14 protein-coding genes are annotated in these 16,571 nt (G+C 43.0%); 8 read left to right on the top strand and 6 right to left on the bottom strand.

The window, feature by feature from the left end; genetic code table 11:
- From dnaA to OCV27_RS00025, 5 genes are all read left to right on the top strand, one after another.
- The gene (gene dnaA / locus OCV27_RS00005) at nt 1-1,407 is read left to right on the top strand and encodes a chromosomal replication initiator protein DnaA (RefSeq protein WP_125319572.1); all 1,407 of its coding nucleotides are present in this window, start codon (nt 1-3) and stop codon (nt 1,405-1,407) included.
- A gap of 69 nt (nt 1,408-1,476) precedes the next feature.
- On the top strand, nt 1,477-2,577 hold the full coding sequence (gene dnaN, locus OCV27_RS00010) for a DNA polymerase III subunit beta (RefSeq protein ID WP_125319573.1): 1,101 nt from the start codon (nt 1,477-1,479) through the stop codon (nt 2,575-2,577).
- Nucleotide 2,578: 1 nt separating this feature from the next.
- A complete protein-coding gene (gene recF / locus OCV27_RS00015) occupies nt 2,579-3,661 on the top strand; it encodes a DNA replication/repair protein RecF (protein WP_125319574.1) in 1,083 nt (360 codons plus the stop codon).
- A 13-nt stretch (nt 3,662-3,674) separates the two neighbouring features.
- A complete protein-coding gene (gene gyrB / locus OCV27_RS00020; RefSeq protein ID WP_125319575.1) occupies nt 3,675-6,092 on the top strand; it encodes a DNA topoisomerase (ATP-hydrolyzing) subunit B in 2,418 nt (805 codons plus the stop codon).
- Nucleotides 6,093-6,464: 372 nt separating this feature from the next.
- Nucleotides 6,465-6,899, top strand: a complete 435-nt coding sequence (locus OCV27_RS00025; RefSeq protein WP_125319576.1) for an Hsp20 family protein — start codon at nt 6,465-6,467, stop codon at nt 6,897-6,899.
- Nucleotides 6,900-6,977: 78 nt separating this feature from the next.
- Here the strand turns inward: OCV27_RS00025 and OCV27_RS00030 are convergent, their stop codons facing one another.
- The 3 genes from OCV27_RS00030 to glyQ form a co-directional block, all read right to left on the bottom strand.
- The gene (locus OCV27_RS00030; RefSeq protein ID WP_125319577.1) at nt 6,978-8,228 is read right to left on the bottom strand and encodes a valine--pyruvate transaminase; all 1,251 of its coding nucleotides are present in this window, start codon (nt 8,226-8,228) and stop codon (nt 6,978-6,980) included.
- Between the two features lie 225 nt (nt 8,229-8,453).
- Nucleotides 8,454-10,520 (bottom strand): glycine--tRNA ligase subunit beta, encoded by a 2,067-nt coding sequence (gene glyS / locus OCV27_RS00035; RefSeq protein WP_125319578.1) that lies wholly within the window; start codon nt 10,518-10,520, stop codon nt 8,454-8,456.
- 13 nt (nt 10,521-10,533) lie between these two features.
- The gene (glyQ, locus tag OCV27_RS00040; protein ID WP_125319579.1) at nt 10,534-11,451 is read right to left on the bottom strand and encodes a glycine--tRNA ligase subunit alpha; all 918 of its coding nucleotides are present in this window, start codon (nt 11,449-11,451) and stop codon (nt 10,534-10,536) included.
- A gap of 470 nt (nt 11,452-11,921) precedes the next feature.
- Between glyQ and OCV27_RS00045 the strand changes: the two genes are divergently transcribed.
- A complete protein-coding gene (locus OCV27_RS00045; RefSeq protein WP_125319580.1) occupies nt 11,922-12,485 on the top strand; it encodes a TMEM165/GDT1 family protein in 564 nt (187 codons plus the stop codon).
- A gap of 125 nt (nt 12,486-12,610) precedes the next feature.
- Nucleotides 12,611-12,871, top strand: coding sequence for a hypothetical protein (locus OCV27_RS00050; RefSeq protein ID WP_125319581.1), 261 nt, complete (start codon nt 12,611-12,613; stop codon nt 12,869-12,871).
- Nucleotides 12,872-12,912: 41 nt separating this feature from the next.
- Here OCV27_RS00050 and tusA read toward each other — a convergent pair whose 3' ends face one another.
- Nucleotides 12,913-13,161: a sulfurtransferase TusA gene (tusA, locus tag OCV27_RS00055; RefSeq protein WP_125319611.1), complete on the bottom strand. Its 249-nt coding sequence runs from the start codon at nt 13,159-13,161 to the stop codon at nt 12,913-12,915.
- 134 nt (nt 13,162-13,295) lie between these two features.
- Between tusA and OCV27_RS00060 the strand changes: the two genes are divergently transcribed.
- A complete protein-coding gene (locus OCV27_RS00060) occupies nt 13,296-13,472 on the top strand; it encodes a hypothetical protein (RefSeq protein WP_171360808.1) in 177 nt (58 codons plus the stop codon).
- Between the two features lie 225 nt (nt 13,473-13,697).
- On the opposite strand, the gene acuI is transcribed toward OCV27_RS00060, so the two are convergent.
- Nucleotides 13,698-14,678 carry an acrylyl-CoA reductase (NADPH) gene (acuI, locus tag OCV27_RS00065; protein WP_125319582.1) on the bottom strand — a complete coding sequence of 327 codons (981 nt, stop codon included), beginning with the start codon at nt 14,676-14,678 and terminating at the stop codon, nt 13,698-13,700.
- A gap of 340 nt (nt 14,679-15,018) precedes the next feature.
- On the bottom strand, nt 15,019-16,569 hold the full coding sequence (gene ilvA, locus OCV27_RS00070) for a threonine ammonia-lyase, biosynthetic (RefSeq protein WP_125319583.1): 1,551 nt from the start codon (nt 16,567-16,569) through the stop codon (nt 15,019-15,021).
- Between the last annotated feature and the right edge of the window lie 2 nt (nt 16,570-16,571).

A 16,571-nucleotide genomic window follows, 5' to 3' on the forward strand; every position in this document is an offset into this window, starting at 1 on the left:
GTGTCATCTTCGCTTTGGTTGCAATGTATGCAGCAGCTTCAAGAAGAGCTACCAGCTACAGAATTCAGTATGTGGGTACGTCCGTTACAAGCGGAGCTCAATGACAGTACGCTCACTTTATTTGCGCCTAACCGTTTTGTAATGGATTGGGTTCGCGATCGATACCTTAATAGCATCAATCGGCTATTGCAGGAATATTGTGGAAACGATATTCCTAGTTTGCGATTTGAAGTCGGGAGTAAACCAATTTCGGTCCCTAAGCCTGCGCCGAAACGAACCCCGGCAGATGTTGCTGCGGAGTCATCTGCGCCTGCTCAGCTTCAGGCGCGTAAACCCGTGCATAAAACATGGGATGATGATGAGCAGAAACTTGCTGAAATCAATCATCGCTCTAACGTGAACATCAAGCATAAATTCAATAACTTTGTTGAAGGTAAGTCTAACCAACTGGGTTTGGCTGCTGCGCGGCAAGTTGCTGATAACCCTGGAGCTGCATACAACCCTCTATTTCTTTATGGTGGGACAGGCTTAGGTAAAACACACTTACTGCATGCGGTTGGTAATGCAATTGTAGATAATAAACCTAATGCAAAAGTCGTATACATGCACTCTGAGCGCTTTGTTCAGGATATGGTTAAAGCATTGCAAAACAATGCTATTGAAGAGTTTAAGCGTTACTACCGCAGTGTTGATGCTTTGCTTATAGATGACATCCAATTTTTTGCCAACAAAGAGCGTTCCCAGGAAGAATTTTTCCATACATTTAATGCTTTATTGGAGGGAAACCAGCAGATCATCTTGACGTCAGACCGTTACCCTAAAGAGATTAATGGTGTGGAAGATCGTCTTAAGTCACGCTTTGGCTGGGGTTTGACGGTTGCGATCGAGCCTCCTGAGCTTGAAACTCGTGTCGCGATCTTGATGAAAAAAGCTGAAGTTCATCAAATCCATCTTGCCGACGAGGTTGCATTCTTCATTGCTAAAAGGTTGAGATCTAATGTGCGAGAATTGGAAGGGGCACTCAATCGTGTTATTGCAAATGCAAACTTTACCGGGCGCCCGATCACTATTGATTTTGTCCGTGAGGCTTTGCGTGACCTCCTTGCTTTACAAGAAAAATTAGTCACCATAGATAACATTCAAAAAACAGTTGCTGAATACTATAAAATTAAAGTGGCCGATTTGTTGTCTAAACGCCGTTCACGTTCTGTTGCTCGTCCTCGTCAGTTAGCAATGGCATTAGCAAAAGAGCTGACTAACCACAGCTTACCTGAAATAGGTGATGCATTTGGAGGTCGTGACCATACAACAGTACTGCACGCTTGTCGGAAAATAGAACAACTGCGCGAAGAAAGTCACGACATCAAAGAAGATTATTCTAATCTGATTCGTACCCTTTCTTCTTAAATCACAGTATTCTAAGCACGAAATAAAATTATTCCATATTAAGCTAAACGAATTCTGAAAGAGCGCACTATGAAATTTTCCATTGAACGTAACCACTTACTCAAGCCGCTTCAGCAAGTGTCTGGCGCTTTGGGTGGTCGTCCAACTCTCCCTATTCTTGGTAATTTGTTGCTTAAAGTTGAAAGCAACATGCTTTCTATGACAGCTACAGACTTGGAAGTCGAGCTCATCAGTCGTGTGACCTTGGAAGGAGATTTTGAGGCCGGTAGTGTCACTGTACCTTCTCGTAAGTTCCTCGATATTTGTCGTGGACTGCCGGATAGCTCAGTTATTACATTTATTCTTGAAGGCGATCGAGCTCAACTTCGCTCTGGCCGAAGTCGTTTTTCCTTGTCGACTCTGCCTGCTAATGACTTTCCAAATATTGAAGATTGGCAAAGTGATGTGGAGCTGTCTCTTAGCCAAGGGGTACTGAGAGGGTTGATAGAAAAAACCCAGTTTTCAATGGCTAACCAAGATGTGCGCTACTACTTAAATGGAATGCTGTTTGAAATCGATGGTTCGATATTGCGCAGTGTGGCTACCGATGGCCATCGTATGGCAGTATCGCAAGCCCAGTTAGAGACAGAATTTGCCCAGCAACAAATTATTGTGCCACGTAAAGGTGTTCTTGAGTTAATGAAATTGCTCGATGTGCCAGAGCAGCTTGTGACACTGCAAATTGGCAGCTCAAATGTTCGCGCTGAAGTCGACAATTTTGTTTTTACATCTAAGCTCGTGGATGGCCGCTTTCCTGATTATCGTCGAGTTATGCCTCAATCGACAAGTAAAACACTTGAAGCTGGGTGTGATGAATTGCGTCAAGCATTCTCTCGCGCTGCGATTTTATCGAATGAGAAGTTTCGCGGAGTGCGAGTAAACTTAGCTGGTAATGAGCTACGTATTACGGCTAATAATCCTGAGCAAGAAGAAGCAGAAGAAATGCTGGATGTTAGCTTCGAAGGCGAAGATATCGAAATTGGATTCAACGTAAGCTATGTGCTGGATATTCTGAATACATTACGCTGTGAAAAAGTTCGTATTTCTATGTCTGATGCGGTTGCTAGTACTATGGTAGAAAATGTTGATGATGACAGCGCCATGTATGTAGTTATGCCAATTCGACTCTAACATGCCACTTTCACGCCTTATTATTCAGCAGTTTCGTAATATTGAAGCTTGTGATATTGAACTATCAGCAGGTTTTAACTTTCTTATAGGTCCAAATGGCAGTGGTAAAACGAGTGTTCTGGAAGCAATATATTTGCTTGGTCATGGCCGCTCCTTTAAAAGCAGCCTTACGGGGCGAGTGATTCAAAATGATTGCGATCAGCTGTTTGTCCATGGCCGTTTTTTGAACTCGGATCAATTTGAGCTACCAATTGGCATTAATAAGCAGCGTGACGGCTCAACAGAGGTTAAAATAGGTGGTCAACCTAGTCAAAAACTGGCTCAGTTAGCACAGGTATTGCCATTACAGTTGATCCATCCAGAAGGCTTTGACTTGCTGACTGATGGGCCGAAACATCGCAGAGCTTTTATCGATTGGGGCATTTTTCATATTGAACCAGCATTTTATGATGCGTGGGGGCGATTTAAACGTCTTAACAAACAAAGGAATGCGCTTTTAAAAACAGCATCTTGCTACCGTGAGCTTTCGTATTGGGATCAAGAAATGGCTGGCCTAGCTGAGAACATTAGCCGCTGGCGTGCCGATTATGTTAAGCAGGTGAGTGAGAAAGTAACACAAATATGTCAGGTATTTTTACCTGAGTTTGAAATCCAATTGAAGTATTCACGAGGTTGGGGAAAAAACACACCTTATGATCGCATCCTAAAGGAAAACTTCGAACGAGATCAGGCGCTAGGGTATACTTTTAGTGGTCCCAATAAAGCCGATTTAAGAATTAAAGTTAATGGGACTCCTGTCGAGGATGTTTTATCACGAGGTCAGCTCAAGCTTATGGTGTGTGCGCTACGAGTGGCGCAGGGGCAGCACCTAACAGAGGTGACCAACAAGCAATGTATCTACTTAATTGATGACTTTGCCTCTGAATTAGATAGTCAACGTCTCAAGCGTCTTGCTGACTGCTTAAAAGAGACGCGGGCACAGGTTTTTGTTAGCTCTATTACCCAAAGTCAGATCGACGATATGTTGGACGAAAATGGCAGGATGTTCCGCTTGGAACATGGCACAATAGAGCAAAATATATAGTGGAAGATAACTCATGTCTGAAAATTACGATTCATCGAGTATTAAAGTACTAAAGGGCCTGGATGCAGTACGTAAACGTCCGGGAATGTACATCGGCGATACCGACGATGGTACCGGCCTACACCACATGGTTTTTGAGGTGGTTGATAACTCTATTGATGAAGCGTTAGCGGGTCACTGTAAAGATATCATCGTGACGATTCATGAGGATAGTTCAGTATCGGTTAGTGATGATGGGCGTGGTATTCCAACTGAAATGCACGCAGAAGAAAACGTTTCAGCTGCTGAAGTTATTATGACGGTTCTTCATGCCGGTGGTAAATTTGATGATAACTCATATAAGGTATCGGGCGGTTTACATGGTGTGGGTATTTCAGTAGTAAATGCATTATCTAGACAAGTATCATTAAAGATATGCCGTGGCGGTAAAATTCACACTCAAACCTATCATCATGGTGAGCCACAAGCACCACTTTCTGTAACTGGTGATACAGATAAAACAGGGACAGAAATCCGTTTTTGGCCGAGTGAAGGCACTTTCACTAATACAGAATTTCATTACGACATTCTTGCCAAGCGTTTGCGTGAACTATCATTCCTCAACTCAGGTGTATCGATTAAGCTCATTGATGATCGTGAAGAAGATAAGAGTGACCACTTTATGTATCAGGGTGGTATTCAAGCATTTGTGGAGCATCTTAACACCAATAAAACTCCGATTATTGAAAAGGTATTTCATTTTAATACTGAGCGAGAAGATGGTATTGCGGTTGAGGTTGCAATGCAGTGGAATGATGGTTTCCAAGAGAATATCTACTGCTTTACTAACAACATTCCTCAACGCGACGGGGGGGCTCACCTTGCTGGCTTTAGAGCAGCCCTGACGCGTACAATTAATTCTTTTATGGATAAAGAAGGTTTTTCTAAGAAAGAAAAAACATCTACTTCTGGTGATGATGCACGTGAAGGCTTGACTGCTGTTGTCTCGGTTAAGGTGCCAGATCCTAAGTTCTCAAGCCAGACTAAGGATAAGCTTGTTTCTTCTGAAGTGAAGTCGGCGGTGGAGTCGGTAATGGGTGAGAAACTATCGGAATTTTTAGTTGAACACCCTAACGAAGCTAAGATTGTTTGCTCTAAGATTATAGATGCAGCCCGTGCTCGTGAAGCTGCGCGTAAAGCGCGAGAAATGACACGTCGAAAAGGCGCTCTTGATTTGGCAGGTTTGCCAGGTAAACTGGCTGATTGCCAAGAAAAAGACCCCGCACTATCTGAACTTTATATAGTGGAGGGTGATTCCGCTGGTGGATCAGCAAAACAAGGGCGTAACCGTAAAAACCAAGCTATCCTTCCGCTAAAAGGTAAAATTCTTAACGTAGAAAAAGCGCGTTTCGATAAGATGTTGTCTTCTCAAGAAGTTGCAACCTTAATCACAGCCCTTGGTTGTGGTATTGGTAGGGATGAATACAACCCAGATAAACTGCGTTACCACAACATTATCATCATGACAGATGCGGATGTTGATGGTTCACATATTCGTACCCTATTGTTAACCTTTTTCTATCGTCAAATGCCAGAGCTTATTGAGCGTGGCTATATCTACATTGCACAGCCTCCACTTTACAAAGTGAAGAAAGGTAAACAAGAGCAATACATAAAAGATGAAGATGCAATGGATCAATATCAGGTTACGCTTGCGCTGGATAATGCTGCCTTGCATGTTAACGCACAAGCACCAGCATTTTCTGGAGAGGCGCTTGAGAAACTGGTTCACCAATATAATGCTGGAATAAAGCTGGTGGATCGTATGAGTCGTCGCTATCCACGCGCACTGATACATGAGTTAATCTATACGCCACGTATTACAGCAGAAAAATGCCATGATGCAGCTTTTGTTGAAGCTTGGACTAAGCAGCTGGTAGAGCAATTGAATGCTAAAGAAGTGGGTGCAAGTCAGTATAGTTTTGAAGTTGAACAGCATGCTGAGCTTGGTCTAAATCTGCCGAAAATCTTGGTTCGCACACATGGTGTTACTCATGAGTTTGCTTTAAGTGTCGATCTTATAAACTCAAAAGAGTACGGTAAATTAGCAAGTTTGTCTGAGGCGCTTGATGGTCTGATTGAAGATGGTGCATATATTCAACGTGGCGAGCGAAATCAGCTTGTATCAAGCTTTGTTGATGCTTTGAATTGGTTAATCAAAGAATCGCGCCGAGGCCTGAGTCTTCAGCGTTACAAAGGTCTGGGTGAGATGAACCCAGATCAGCTTTGGGAAACGACGATGGATCCAGAGACCCGTCGTATGATGCAGGTTACGATTGAAGATGCTGTTGGGGCAGATCAGTTGTTCACCACTTTAATGGGTGATCAAGTTGAACCACGTCGAAACTTTATCGAAGAGAATGCATTAAAGGTAGCCAATTTGGATGTGTAGCCCTGCTATGTGTTCATGAAAACACCGCCTTCCGGCGGTGTTTTTGTTTTTAAATCAAAGAATCCTGTGCTTAAAAATTAACAAACAACCCTTGAAAAGTTCTTTTCCTATCCATATATCAGTTATTGAAGAGGGCGAACGTCTTGCTCAAGAGAGAAGACACGTTACCTCTGCAGCGCAGGCTGAATATTGCTCAAATTACGAGGATAGTCAGCAACGCACTTAACTTAACTTTGGTTTATTTTTATGTCCCCGAATATCAAAAGATATCAGTGGAATAGCGATAAACTCCCTTAGTCGACAGGTATCTAACTAAGCCTAGATTCTGGTTCACTCACGACTAAGACTATTGCTTACAATGAGGATAGCATTATGAGAACTGTAGATTTCACTCCTTTATACCGCAACGCCATTGGCTTCGATCGTCTATTTAATATGATGGAAGCAACATCAGCAAAGAACACATCTGGTGGTTACCCCCCTTACAATATCGAGCAAAAAGATGAAAACCACTACCGTATTACTATGGCGGTTGCCGGTTTTTCCGAGCAGCAGTTAGAGCTGACTCAAAAAGAAAATACACTTATTGTTAAAGGTGAGCGTAAAGAGGAAGAAAGTAAGAACTATGTTTATCAAGGTATTGCTGAGCGTGATTTCGAGCGTAAATTCCAGCTGGCGGATTATGTGAAAGTCGTTGGCGCAAGTATGGAAAATGGTCTTTTGCATATAGATTTAGAACGTGAAATTCCAGAAGCGATGCAACCGCGCACCATAGCTATTAATGGTAATACGCTCCTTGAGAGTTAATCCCAAGTAGTCAGTGTTTTTGATAAAGAGTGAAAGAGCGCCTTAGGCGCTCTTTTTAATCGTGTTAAATGGAGGGCGTTAACTTTCTTGGTAAGCTTTACTTACTTCTTCCGCGATAATCTTGATACCCTTTTGCATCATCTTATCATCTTGGACATAATTCATGCGTAGGCACTGATGAGCATGTTCCCAGTCATCTTCTTGACCAATAAAAAAATACTCTCCTGGGACAATGAGTACGCCACGTGACTTTAAGCGTTTATATAATTCCATGGTGGTAATGGGGAGCTCATCAAACCAAAGCCAAAGAAAGATAGCACCTTCAGGTTTGTGGATTCGAAAACGAGGATCTGTTATTTCTGTTTGTAGAAGCTCAACAGCACGCTGTGATTTTTGCTGATAAAAGGGTTTGATAACCTCAGTGCTAAGAGTGAGCAGATCATTATTTTTGATCATATGATGACCAAGGGCTGGCCCCAGGCTTCCAGGTGCTAGACTGATGATACCATTCATATTGGTTAGGGCTTGGGTGATCTCTTCGCTCGCAATAACAATACCGCAACGTACACCCGGAAGGCCAAGTTTTGACAAGCTCATACACAAGATAGTGTTTTCGTTCCAAAATGGTTTTACATCCTCAAAAATAATGTTGGGGAAGGGTAATCCATAGGCGTTATCTATTAATAGCGGAATGTTATTTGCGCGAGCGAGTTTGTCTAGCTTTTGGATTTCTTCATCGGTTAGCACATTGCCTGTTGGATTGGTTGGGCGTGATGCACAAATGGCAGCTACAGACTCGTCTACTTTGAGTTGTTCAAAATTTACATGGTATTTAAATAGACCATTATTGAGTATGTCGATTTCAGGTCGGTACGAAATAAAGATATTTTCGTCTACTCCAGCATCACCATAGCCAATATATTCTGGGGCTAAGGGTAAAAGGATTTTTTTATGTGAGCCATCAGTTTGCTGACCTGCAAGTAAATTAAACAGATAGAAGAAGCCGCTTTGACTACCATTCGTGAGGCTAATATTTTTGGCTGTGATATCCCAGCCATAGGTTTGTTTGAGTACACCAGCCAAGGCAGTAATAAAATCATCTTTACCCTGTGGGCCATCATAGTTTGCGAGAGCGGCAACCAGCTTTCCGTTGGTGAGCATTTCTTTACAGGCTTGGTGAAAATATTCGAGCATGGCTGGAATCGCAGCGGGGTTTCCGCCTCCAAGCATCATGGCTCCAGGAGTACGCAGACCGTCATTTAAGTCGTCCATTAAGCGGGTTATACCGGAATACTGATTGAATTTTTCACCAAACTTAGAGAATTGCATTTGTCGTTATACCTAATATGTTGTGATTATTTTTATCTATGGATTGCTAGAAGCTTGTGGATACAACAAGACCTAGTACTTCACAGACTAATAGACTGTGAATACACGAGCAATCTTTGAACATACCCTAATGTGATATTGAGGCAAAGGACAAAATTCGGCTATTTAAAAATAAAGCCCAACTTTAATAAGTTGGGCTTTATTACATTACTATCGCAGCCAGCTTTACTTCTGAAGAAGAGAAATATCTGCGATTTGCAGGAAGAGATTTCTGAGCTTGTTTAATAGAGTGAGTCGGTTCTTCTTTAAGGCTTCATCATCAGCCATGACCATTACGTTATCGAAAAATGCATCCACAGGCTCACGTAAATCGGCGAGCTTGCTTAGTGCTTCTTGATAGTTACCTGTTGCAAATGCTGGCTCAAGAGCTTCTGCCATGATTTCGACGCTTGCCGCAAGCGTCTTTTCAGCTTCTTGTTCTAGAAGCGCGAGGTCGATCTCAGCTGCTAAATCCCCTTCGAATTTTGCTAGAATATTGCCAACTCGCTTATTGGCTGCCGCGAGAGATTCTGCAGCTTCTAATTCACGGAAGTGTGATACTGCTTTTACGCGTTGATCAAAGTCTGCTGGTTTGGTTGGACGACGTGCGAGCACAGCTTGAATTATATCGACACTAAAACCTTCATCTTGATACCAAGAGCGAAAACGACCGAGCATAAATTCAATCACATCATGATCAACTTTGTCGTTTGTTAGTCTTTCACCAAACAGTGATTTTGCTTTGGCAATAAGGTCTACTAGATCAAGCTTATACCCATATTCAACAATAATGCGTAATACACCCAGAGAAGCTCGACGCAGAGCAAATGGGTCACTGCCTTTTGGAGCTTGGCCAATGCCAAAAATACCTACTATGGTATCTAGCTTATCTGCGATGGCTACAGCAGTAGATATACCGTCAGATGGTAGGGCATCACCAGCAAATCGAGGCATATATTGTTCATTAAGCGCTACTGCGACTTCTTCTGTTTCACCGTCATGGCGTGCGTAGTGCATACCCATCACACCTTGAGTATCGGTAAACTCAAATACCATTGAGGTCATAAGATCACACTTGGCAAGTAGGCCAGCACGTTTTGCCTTTTCAACATCTGCATCAATTTGTTCGGCAATGTATCCAGCAAGTTCAGTGATACGATCTGTTTTGTCTTTTATGGTACCCAGCTGCTTTTGGAAGATGGCTTGTTCTAGTTCTGGTAGACGATCGATAAGAGGACGTTTACGGTCAGTGTTGAAGAAAAATTCCGCATCTGCAAGACGTGGTCGAACGACTTTCTCATTCCCTTCAATAACATATTTAGGTTCTTTCGATTCAATATTTGATACGAAGATAAAGTTAGGTAGAAGTTTCTTATTTTTATCGTAAACAGGGAAATATTTCTGATCACCTTTCATGGTATACACCAAGGCTTCGGAAGGGACCTTTAAGTACTCTTCTTCAAACTTGGCTGTGAGAACTACCGGCCACTCCACTAGAGATGTCACTTCTTCCACTAGTTCATCTTCTAGGTCAGCGGTACCACCAACTGCTGCTGCTGCTTTTTGAGCCTGTTCAATTATAATGGCCTTACGCGCTTCATAATCTGCCATGACCTTACCACGTTCTAGTAAGATAACAGGATATTGTTGAGCTGATTCGATAGTGAACGCTTGCTCACCCATAAAGCGGTGACCGCGAATGGTGCGAGTGGAAGTTACACCAAGTATTTCGCCTTCAATAAGTTCTGAACCCATGAGCATAGTTAGGGTTTTAACTGGGCGGATAAATTGTGTTGTTTTGTTACCCCAGCGCATTGGTTTCGCAATCGGTAGATTGGCAAGTGATTTGGATACAAGTTCAACTAAGATTTCAGAGGCTAGCTTACCTTTGACTTCTTGCTTAAATAACAGCCACTCACCCTTATCTGTTACCATCCGTTCTGCTTGTTCAACCTCAATACCACAGCCACGAGCCCAGCCTTGAGCTGCTTTAGTGGGGTTGCCCTCTGTATCGAATGCTGCAGTAATTGCAGGGCCACGTTTTTCAACAATTTTATCTGCTTGGCTCTCTGCTAGTTCAGCTACTTTTAGTGCGAGGCGTCTAGGAGTGGCGAACCATTTTACCCCTTGATGAGCAAGTTCAGCGCCTTTTAGCTCAGATTCAAAATTTGCTGCGAATGCTTCAGCTAGAGTTCGAAGTTGTGTCGGTGGAAGCTCTTCTGTACCTAGCTCGATTAGAAATTCTTTTGCCATGTGACTTTATCCCTTACACCTGTTCTTTTTTACACATTGGGAAGCCAAGTGCTTCACGAGATGCATAGTATGCTTCTGCAACTGATTTCGAGAGGTTACGAATGCGTAGAATGTAGCGTTGACGTTCTGTTACAGAGATTGCTTTGCGAGCATCAAGTAGATTGAATGCATGACCTGCCTTTAGTATGCGCTCATAAGCGGGCAGTGATAATGGTGTTTCGAGTTCTAGTAGTTCGCGACATTCTTTTTCGCACTGCTCAAAGAAGCCAAATAAGAAGTCAACGTCAGCATGTTCGAAGTTGTAAGTCGATTGTTCTACTTCATTTTGATGGAAAATATCACCATAAGTAACACTACTTCCATCTGGCGCTTTGTTCCATACTAAATCATAGACAGAGTCTACTTCTTGAATGTACATAGCTAAGCGCTCAATACCATAAGTGATTTCACCAGTTACAGGTTTACATTCAATACCTCCAACTTGTTGGAAGTAAGTAAACTGAGAAATCTCCATACCATTCAACCAAACTTCCCAGCCTAAACCCCAGGCTCCAAGTGTTGGATTCTCCCAGTTATCTTCTACGAAGCGAATATCGTGAACCAAAGGGTCGACACTAAGCGCTTCAAGCGAGCCTAAATACAACTCCTGAATGTTATCCGGTGATGGCTTAAGCGCTACTTGGAATTGATAGTAGTGCTGTAGGCGGTTTGGGTTTTCACCATAACGGCCATCGGTTGGGCGACGTGAAGGTTGTACATAAGCGGTGGACATTGGCTCTGGGCCAAGTGCTCGTAAACAGGTCATTGGATGCGATGTGCCAGCACCAACTTCCATATCAAGCGGTTGAACAATAGTGCAACCATTTTGAGCCCAATAATCCTGTAGCGCGAGGATCATTCCCTGGAAGGTTTTGGTATCGTATTTTTGCATAAGTCAGGTTCGCGAAATTCTGTGATTACTTGTGTTTTCGTCTGGTTTGTTGCTTTTTTGCGCAACAACTGCGATTCAAAGTAACTAGGGTTGAAAAAATGACAATCAAGTATACCTACATCTGGTCTATGGGAGTAGGGGTAATATTGCTTAATTGGTAGTCAAAATTTCGTTTTAATAGAGTTTACGGCGCTTATTGTTTTTATTTTCAATAAAAGATGTTTTTTGATGGAAATCTGACTTGTACTTTGTGGCTGTGCTCTTTAAGATTTGGCCATCTTTGGGGAGTAGTTTACCAGCAGGATTTCTGCCTGGTTTGTTCGTCAACATAATTGGTGCAAAATCACCATGGCGTTCGAGGCTCATCGCTTGATGGGTTTAGCAAGACCTTAGATAAACAACGTGAACCGGGGTGGGGCACGGCGTTTATCTTGGGTTAAAATTATAATCCCTGCCTCATTGAGCATGTCGTGAGCGTTTTAGCTATTTCAATTACTACCGTCGCCTTAGCCGAGATAGGTGATAAAACTCAGTTATTATCATTGTTACTTGCCAGTCGTTACCAAAAGCCCATCCCTATCATTATTGCTATTTCTTTAGCAACATTAGTCAACCATGCCCTTGCTGCTTGGTTGGGAGTGGTGCTTGCCGATCAAATTCCTCCTCAGATTTTAAAGTGGGTCTTAGTTATCAGCTTTCTTGCGATGGCATGCTGGGTTTTAGTTCCAGACAAGCTAGACGGGGATAACACCATGGTAAATCGTGGCGCTTTTCTGACCAGTTTTATTGCATTCTTTATTGCTGAAATCGGCGATAAAACTCAAATAGCAACCTCTGTTCTTGGTGCCCAATATGCGCAAGCAATAGTTCTTGTGATTATCGGTACTACACTAGGTATGTTGCTGGCTAATATACCGGTTGTTTTTATCGGCCGCTTATCTGCTGGAAGGCTGCCACTCAATATTATTCGTAAAATTACTGCCATGCTATTTGTTGGCTTGGCTGCTGGTGGTGTGTTTTTTAGTGTGTCGTAATATATAACGACAAGATACCTGCTAGCTATTTATTATAGGGAATGTCCCATTACATATCGGTTTGATAATTGTAGTGCTATGTTAGTTGTGTGAATCTTCGCAGCCCTGAACGGGAGGAGAAAATTGTGCTTACACGTTATATGGGAATGTCTCCAAGAAGTCAGAGTTATCTGTTTAGTTTGGGTTTAGTGTTGTGCCTACTGGCTATGGCCCTGACAGATATGTGGCTACCAATAGTTGCAGGCTCCTTTGTTTTGACTGCTCTAACCGTGGAGGCTTGGATTAGGGTTGCGCACATAGCGCCCCTGCACGAAGAGGTGCGCCTGATGAAAGAGCAATTGGATCAGTTGCAATCGAAGCTGTATGAGCAGGAAAGAGATGGTTAACTAACAGTCGAGTAGGGCTATTTTTTTCTCATTCGATCCTTTTACCTAATACCTTTTCTGATTAAGTATTGATAGGGTAATTGCTCAGTTTGAGCGTCGATTAATTGATGATCCATAAAGCGGCAAAAGCTTGGTATATCTCTGGTGGTGGAAGGGTCGTCAGCTGTAACAAGCAATATTTCACCGTCTTGCATGTTTCTAATCGTCTTCCTGACCATCATTACTGGCTCTGGACAGCGCATTCCCTCAGCCACCAGTATTTTATCTGCCTGCTCTGCATTGAATGTCATGGTCATATCTCATGTTGCCTTTTAAGGAGGTAGATGATACTGGCGAAGAAAAAATATTCAATAACCTCTTGGCAAACGAAGAGAATTGATTTAACTTAGTTAACAATCTGATAACATAAGTGTGGAGATTGCTCATGACTGGACTCGATCGTTTGACTTTATACTCCGTGCTTTGCTTTATGTGTTTCTGTGCTCTTGTGCTTAGCCCTTCAAATAAAGGTTTCTTAATGCCTATAGCGGGCATGGTAGCCACTGTTGTAGGTATTTGGTTTGAGACGCGTGGTTGGTCAGAATCTTCAGAAGAACATTAAAATAAAAGTATTGGCTAAAAGCACCAGTTACATTCCGACACTATCCCCAGTTTTTCTTGGGCTTCCCCGCTGAAAGGCGGGATTTTTTTATCTAATATTCAGTTATTTATATAAAATCAATTAAAAGCCTATCGTTCCACATTTGGTGGGTTAAGTATTAAACTTAGATTGAGTGGCGTAAGTAGAGTCAACTTAATCAAAGCTGACCCATGGCTTTTTGTCGCATTATAGTTTAATCACCACTCGGCCGGTGATTTGTCCGTTGGTGATGTCCTGTGCGTATTTTAGCGCCTCATCCAGTGTTATCTCGGTACATGCTTGGTCGAAGTAGGTTTGCGGTAATAATGTCATTAATTTGTTCCAAGCTTCTATGCGTTTTTCTGTAGGACACATAACCGAATCTACGCCCTGTAGGCGTACATTACGCAGAATAAAGGGCATAACTGAAGTGGGTAAGTCGAACCCACCGGCAAGACCACATATCGCTACAGCGCTGTTATAATCCATCTGCGATAAGACCTTGGCTAAAACTTTGCTGCCAACAGTATCTATAGCACCCGCCCATAGCTGTTTTTCAAGTGGACGTGCTGGTTGCTCAAATTCAATGCGATCGATGACGCGCTTAGCTCCGAGCTTTTCGAGTAGAGGACTATTTTGTTCAATTCGGCCTGTGACAGCAGTGACTTGATAGCCAAGTTGAGCCAATAGAGTAATAGCCACAGACCCTACACCTCCACTTGCTCCAGTGATGAGAATTTGTCCTGACTCTGGCTCAATGCCTGCATCGATTAAAGCCTGAACACACAGCATCGCTGTTAAGCCAGCGGTACCAATCATCATGGCTTGTTTACTACTTAGTCCGCTGGGTAAAGGGACTAGCCAGTCTGCATTAAGACGAGCGCGCTGTGCCATGCCACCCCAGTGATGTTCACCCACCCCCCAACCAGTCAATACTACATTATCTCCGACTTGGTAGCGTTCATCATCCGAGTGAGAGACAGTGCCGGCGAGATCGATACCAGGCACCATAGGGAAATTACGGATGATTTTACCTTTTCCAGTGATTGCTAAGCCATCTTTATAATTGAGAGAGGAGTAATCGACATCAATTAATATATCACCTTCTGGCAATTGGCTTTCATCAGTTTGCTCAATACCAGCGAGAGTTTGGTTTTGTTCTTGTCTTAAAATGAGTGCACTAAACATAAATGGTCTCCACAATTAGGAAAGGGCTTATACCGGACTGTGAGTTTAGATCTAAATCGAGTATGACTGAAATGAAACTTTAGTATTCTGAGCGTGTTATTGAGGTAGGTTAAGGTATGACGCTTCTCTGGGCGTATATTGTTAATATATCGAGTATTTTGAGTTCCTTATAAAAAAGGGTTTGCCAGTAATCTGGCAGCAAAAGCGGGTTTAGGGGTTTTCAGTCGTGTTACCGTTTTAGAGTGTGCTTATAAAGGAGGCACGGTAAATTATATTGTGAGATACTTTGTTGATAATTCATAGAGTTAGGGCAGATGGCTTTCAGCCCTAACTCTATTTTTTATGCTGAAAGAAAAAATTTATAGGATGGGTTATCGGTTTCATCCTTGCACTGATAGCCAAGCTCTCTCAAGTGAGTGGAAAAGCGTGATAGATCTGACTCATCAAGTTCAAAACCGCACAGTACTCGGCCATAGTCAGCACCATGGTTACGATAATTAAATAAGCTGATGTTCCAGTGAGTACCAAGGGTGCTAAGGAACTTAACAAGTGCGCCTGGGTATTCAGGAAACTCGAAGCTGTACAGGCGCTCTTTGATCTGCCTTGATGGTTTGCCTCCAATCATATATCGAATGTGCAACTTAGCCATTTCATCATCTGATAGATCGACAACAGGGTAACCCCCTTCGCGTAAATCGTGAATGATATGTACCAGTTCTTCTTGACCACCCTGTAGGCGTATGCCAACGAATATATTTGCTAGTGCGTCGTCGTTATAGCGGTAGTTAAACTCAGTCACTGCCCGTCCACCGATAAGGTTGCAAAACTCAAAGAAGGCACCCTGGCGCTCTGGGATAGTCACTGCCAATAAACCTTCGCGCTTTTCGCCTAGTTCGCAACGTTCTGAAACATAACGCAGACCATGGAAGTTAGTGTTCGCTCCAGACAACACTGTACCAAGGTTGCTATCTTTCAGTTGGTTTTGCTCGGCATACTTCTTTAAGCCTGCAAGCGCCAGTGCGCCTGAAGGTTCAGCTATGGCGCGAGTATCTTCGAATATGTCTTTGACAGCAGCACAAATCTCATCACTGGAGACACTTATGTGTCCATCGAGATATTGCTGGCAGAGCCTGAATGTCTCGTCACCGATGCGTTTTACAGCTACCCCATCGGCAAACATACTGACTTGATCCAGAACTACAGGTTTACCTGCATCTAGAGCAGCCTTAAGACACGCTGAATCTTCAGGCTCTACTGCAATGACTTTAATTTCAGGCATTAGCTGTTTTACCAATACCGCCACTCCTGCTGCTAAACCACCGCCACCGACAGGAACAAAGATATGATCCAGATGACCATTCTGCTGGAGCATCTCCATGCCAATCGTTCCCTGACCTGCTATCACCAAAGGGTGATCGAAAGGAGGAACGAAGGTATAACCATTTTGCTGGGATAAACGCTCTGCTTCAGTTTTTGCCTCATCGAAGTTGTTACCGTGCAGTAGCACATGGCCACCGAAGCTGCCTACAGCATCAACTTTGATATCTGGTGTTGTTTTTGGCATCACAATGGTGGTCTTTATACCGAGCTTGGTCCCTGATAAGGCCAATCCCTGAGCGTGATTTCCCGCAGAGGCTGCGATCACACCAGCCGCTTTTTGTTCTTCAGATAAACTGGCAACCATATTATAGGCGCCACGTAATTTAAAAGAGTGGACTGGTTGGCGGTCTTCACGCTTAATTTGCACATTATTGCCAATGCGTTCACTCAAACGTGGCATCACTTGCAATGGTGTGAGGGTGGCAACTTCATACACTGGTGCTCTTAAAATCTGGCGCAGGTAATCTGCGCCAGTCTGGTGGTTTTTCCCTGAAAATACACAAGCAGTCATAA

This window comes from Vibrio pectenicida (genome assembly GCA_024347015.1).
In the GTDB taxonomy this organism is placed as follows: Bacteria; Pseudomonadota; Gammaproteobacteria; order Enterobacterales; family Vibrionaceae; genus Vibrio; species Vibrio pectenicida.

Excerpts from the sequence above, each read along its gene's own strand:
- dnaN (WP_125319573.1), top strand. The coding sequence starts at position 1,477 with ATGAAATTTTCCATTGAACGTAACCACTTACTCAAGCCGCTTCAGCAA.
- recF (WP_125319574.1), top strand. The coding sequence starts at position 2,579 with ATGCCACTTTCACGCCTTATTATTCAGCAGTTTCGTAATATTGAAGCT.
- gyrB (WP_125319575.1), top strand. The coding sequence starts at position 3,675 with ATGTCTGAAAATTACGATTCATCGAGTATTAAAGTACTAAAGGGCCTG.
- OCV27_RS00025 (WP_125319576.1), top strand. The coding sequence starts at position 6,465 with ATGAGAACTGTAGATTTCACTCCTTTATACCGCAACGCCATTGGCTTC.
- OCV27_RS00030 (WP_125319577.1), bottom strand. The coding sequence starts at position 8,228 with ATGCAATTCTCTAAGTTTGGTGAAAAATTCAATCAGTATTCCGGTATA.
- glyS (WP_125319578.1), bottom strand. The coding sequence starts at position 10,520 with ATGGCAAAAGAATTTCTAATCGAGCTAGGTACAGAAGAGCTTCCACCG.
- glyQ (WP_125319579.1), bottom strand. The coding sequence starts at position 11,451 with ATGCAAAAATACGATACCAAAACCTTCCAGGGAATGATCCTCGCGCTA.
- tusA (WP_125319611.1), bottom strand. The coding sequence starts at position 13,161 with ATGACATTCAATGCAGAGCAGGCAGATAAAATACTGGTGGCTGAGGGA.
- OCV27_RS00060 (WP_171360808.1), top strand. The coding sequence starts at position 13,296 with ATGACTGGACTCGATCGTTTGACTTTATACTCCGTGCTTTGCTTTATG.
- acuI (WP_125319582.1), bottom strand. The coding sequence starts at position 14,678 with ATGTTTAGTGCACTCATTTTAAGACAAGAACAAAACCAAACTCTCGCT.
- ilvA (WP_125319583.1), bottom strand. The coding sequence starts at position 16,569 with ATGACTGCTTGTGTATTTTCAGGGAAAAACCACCAGACTGGCGCAGAT.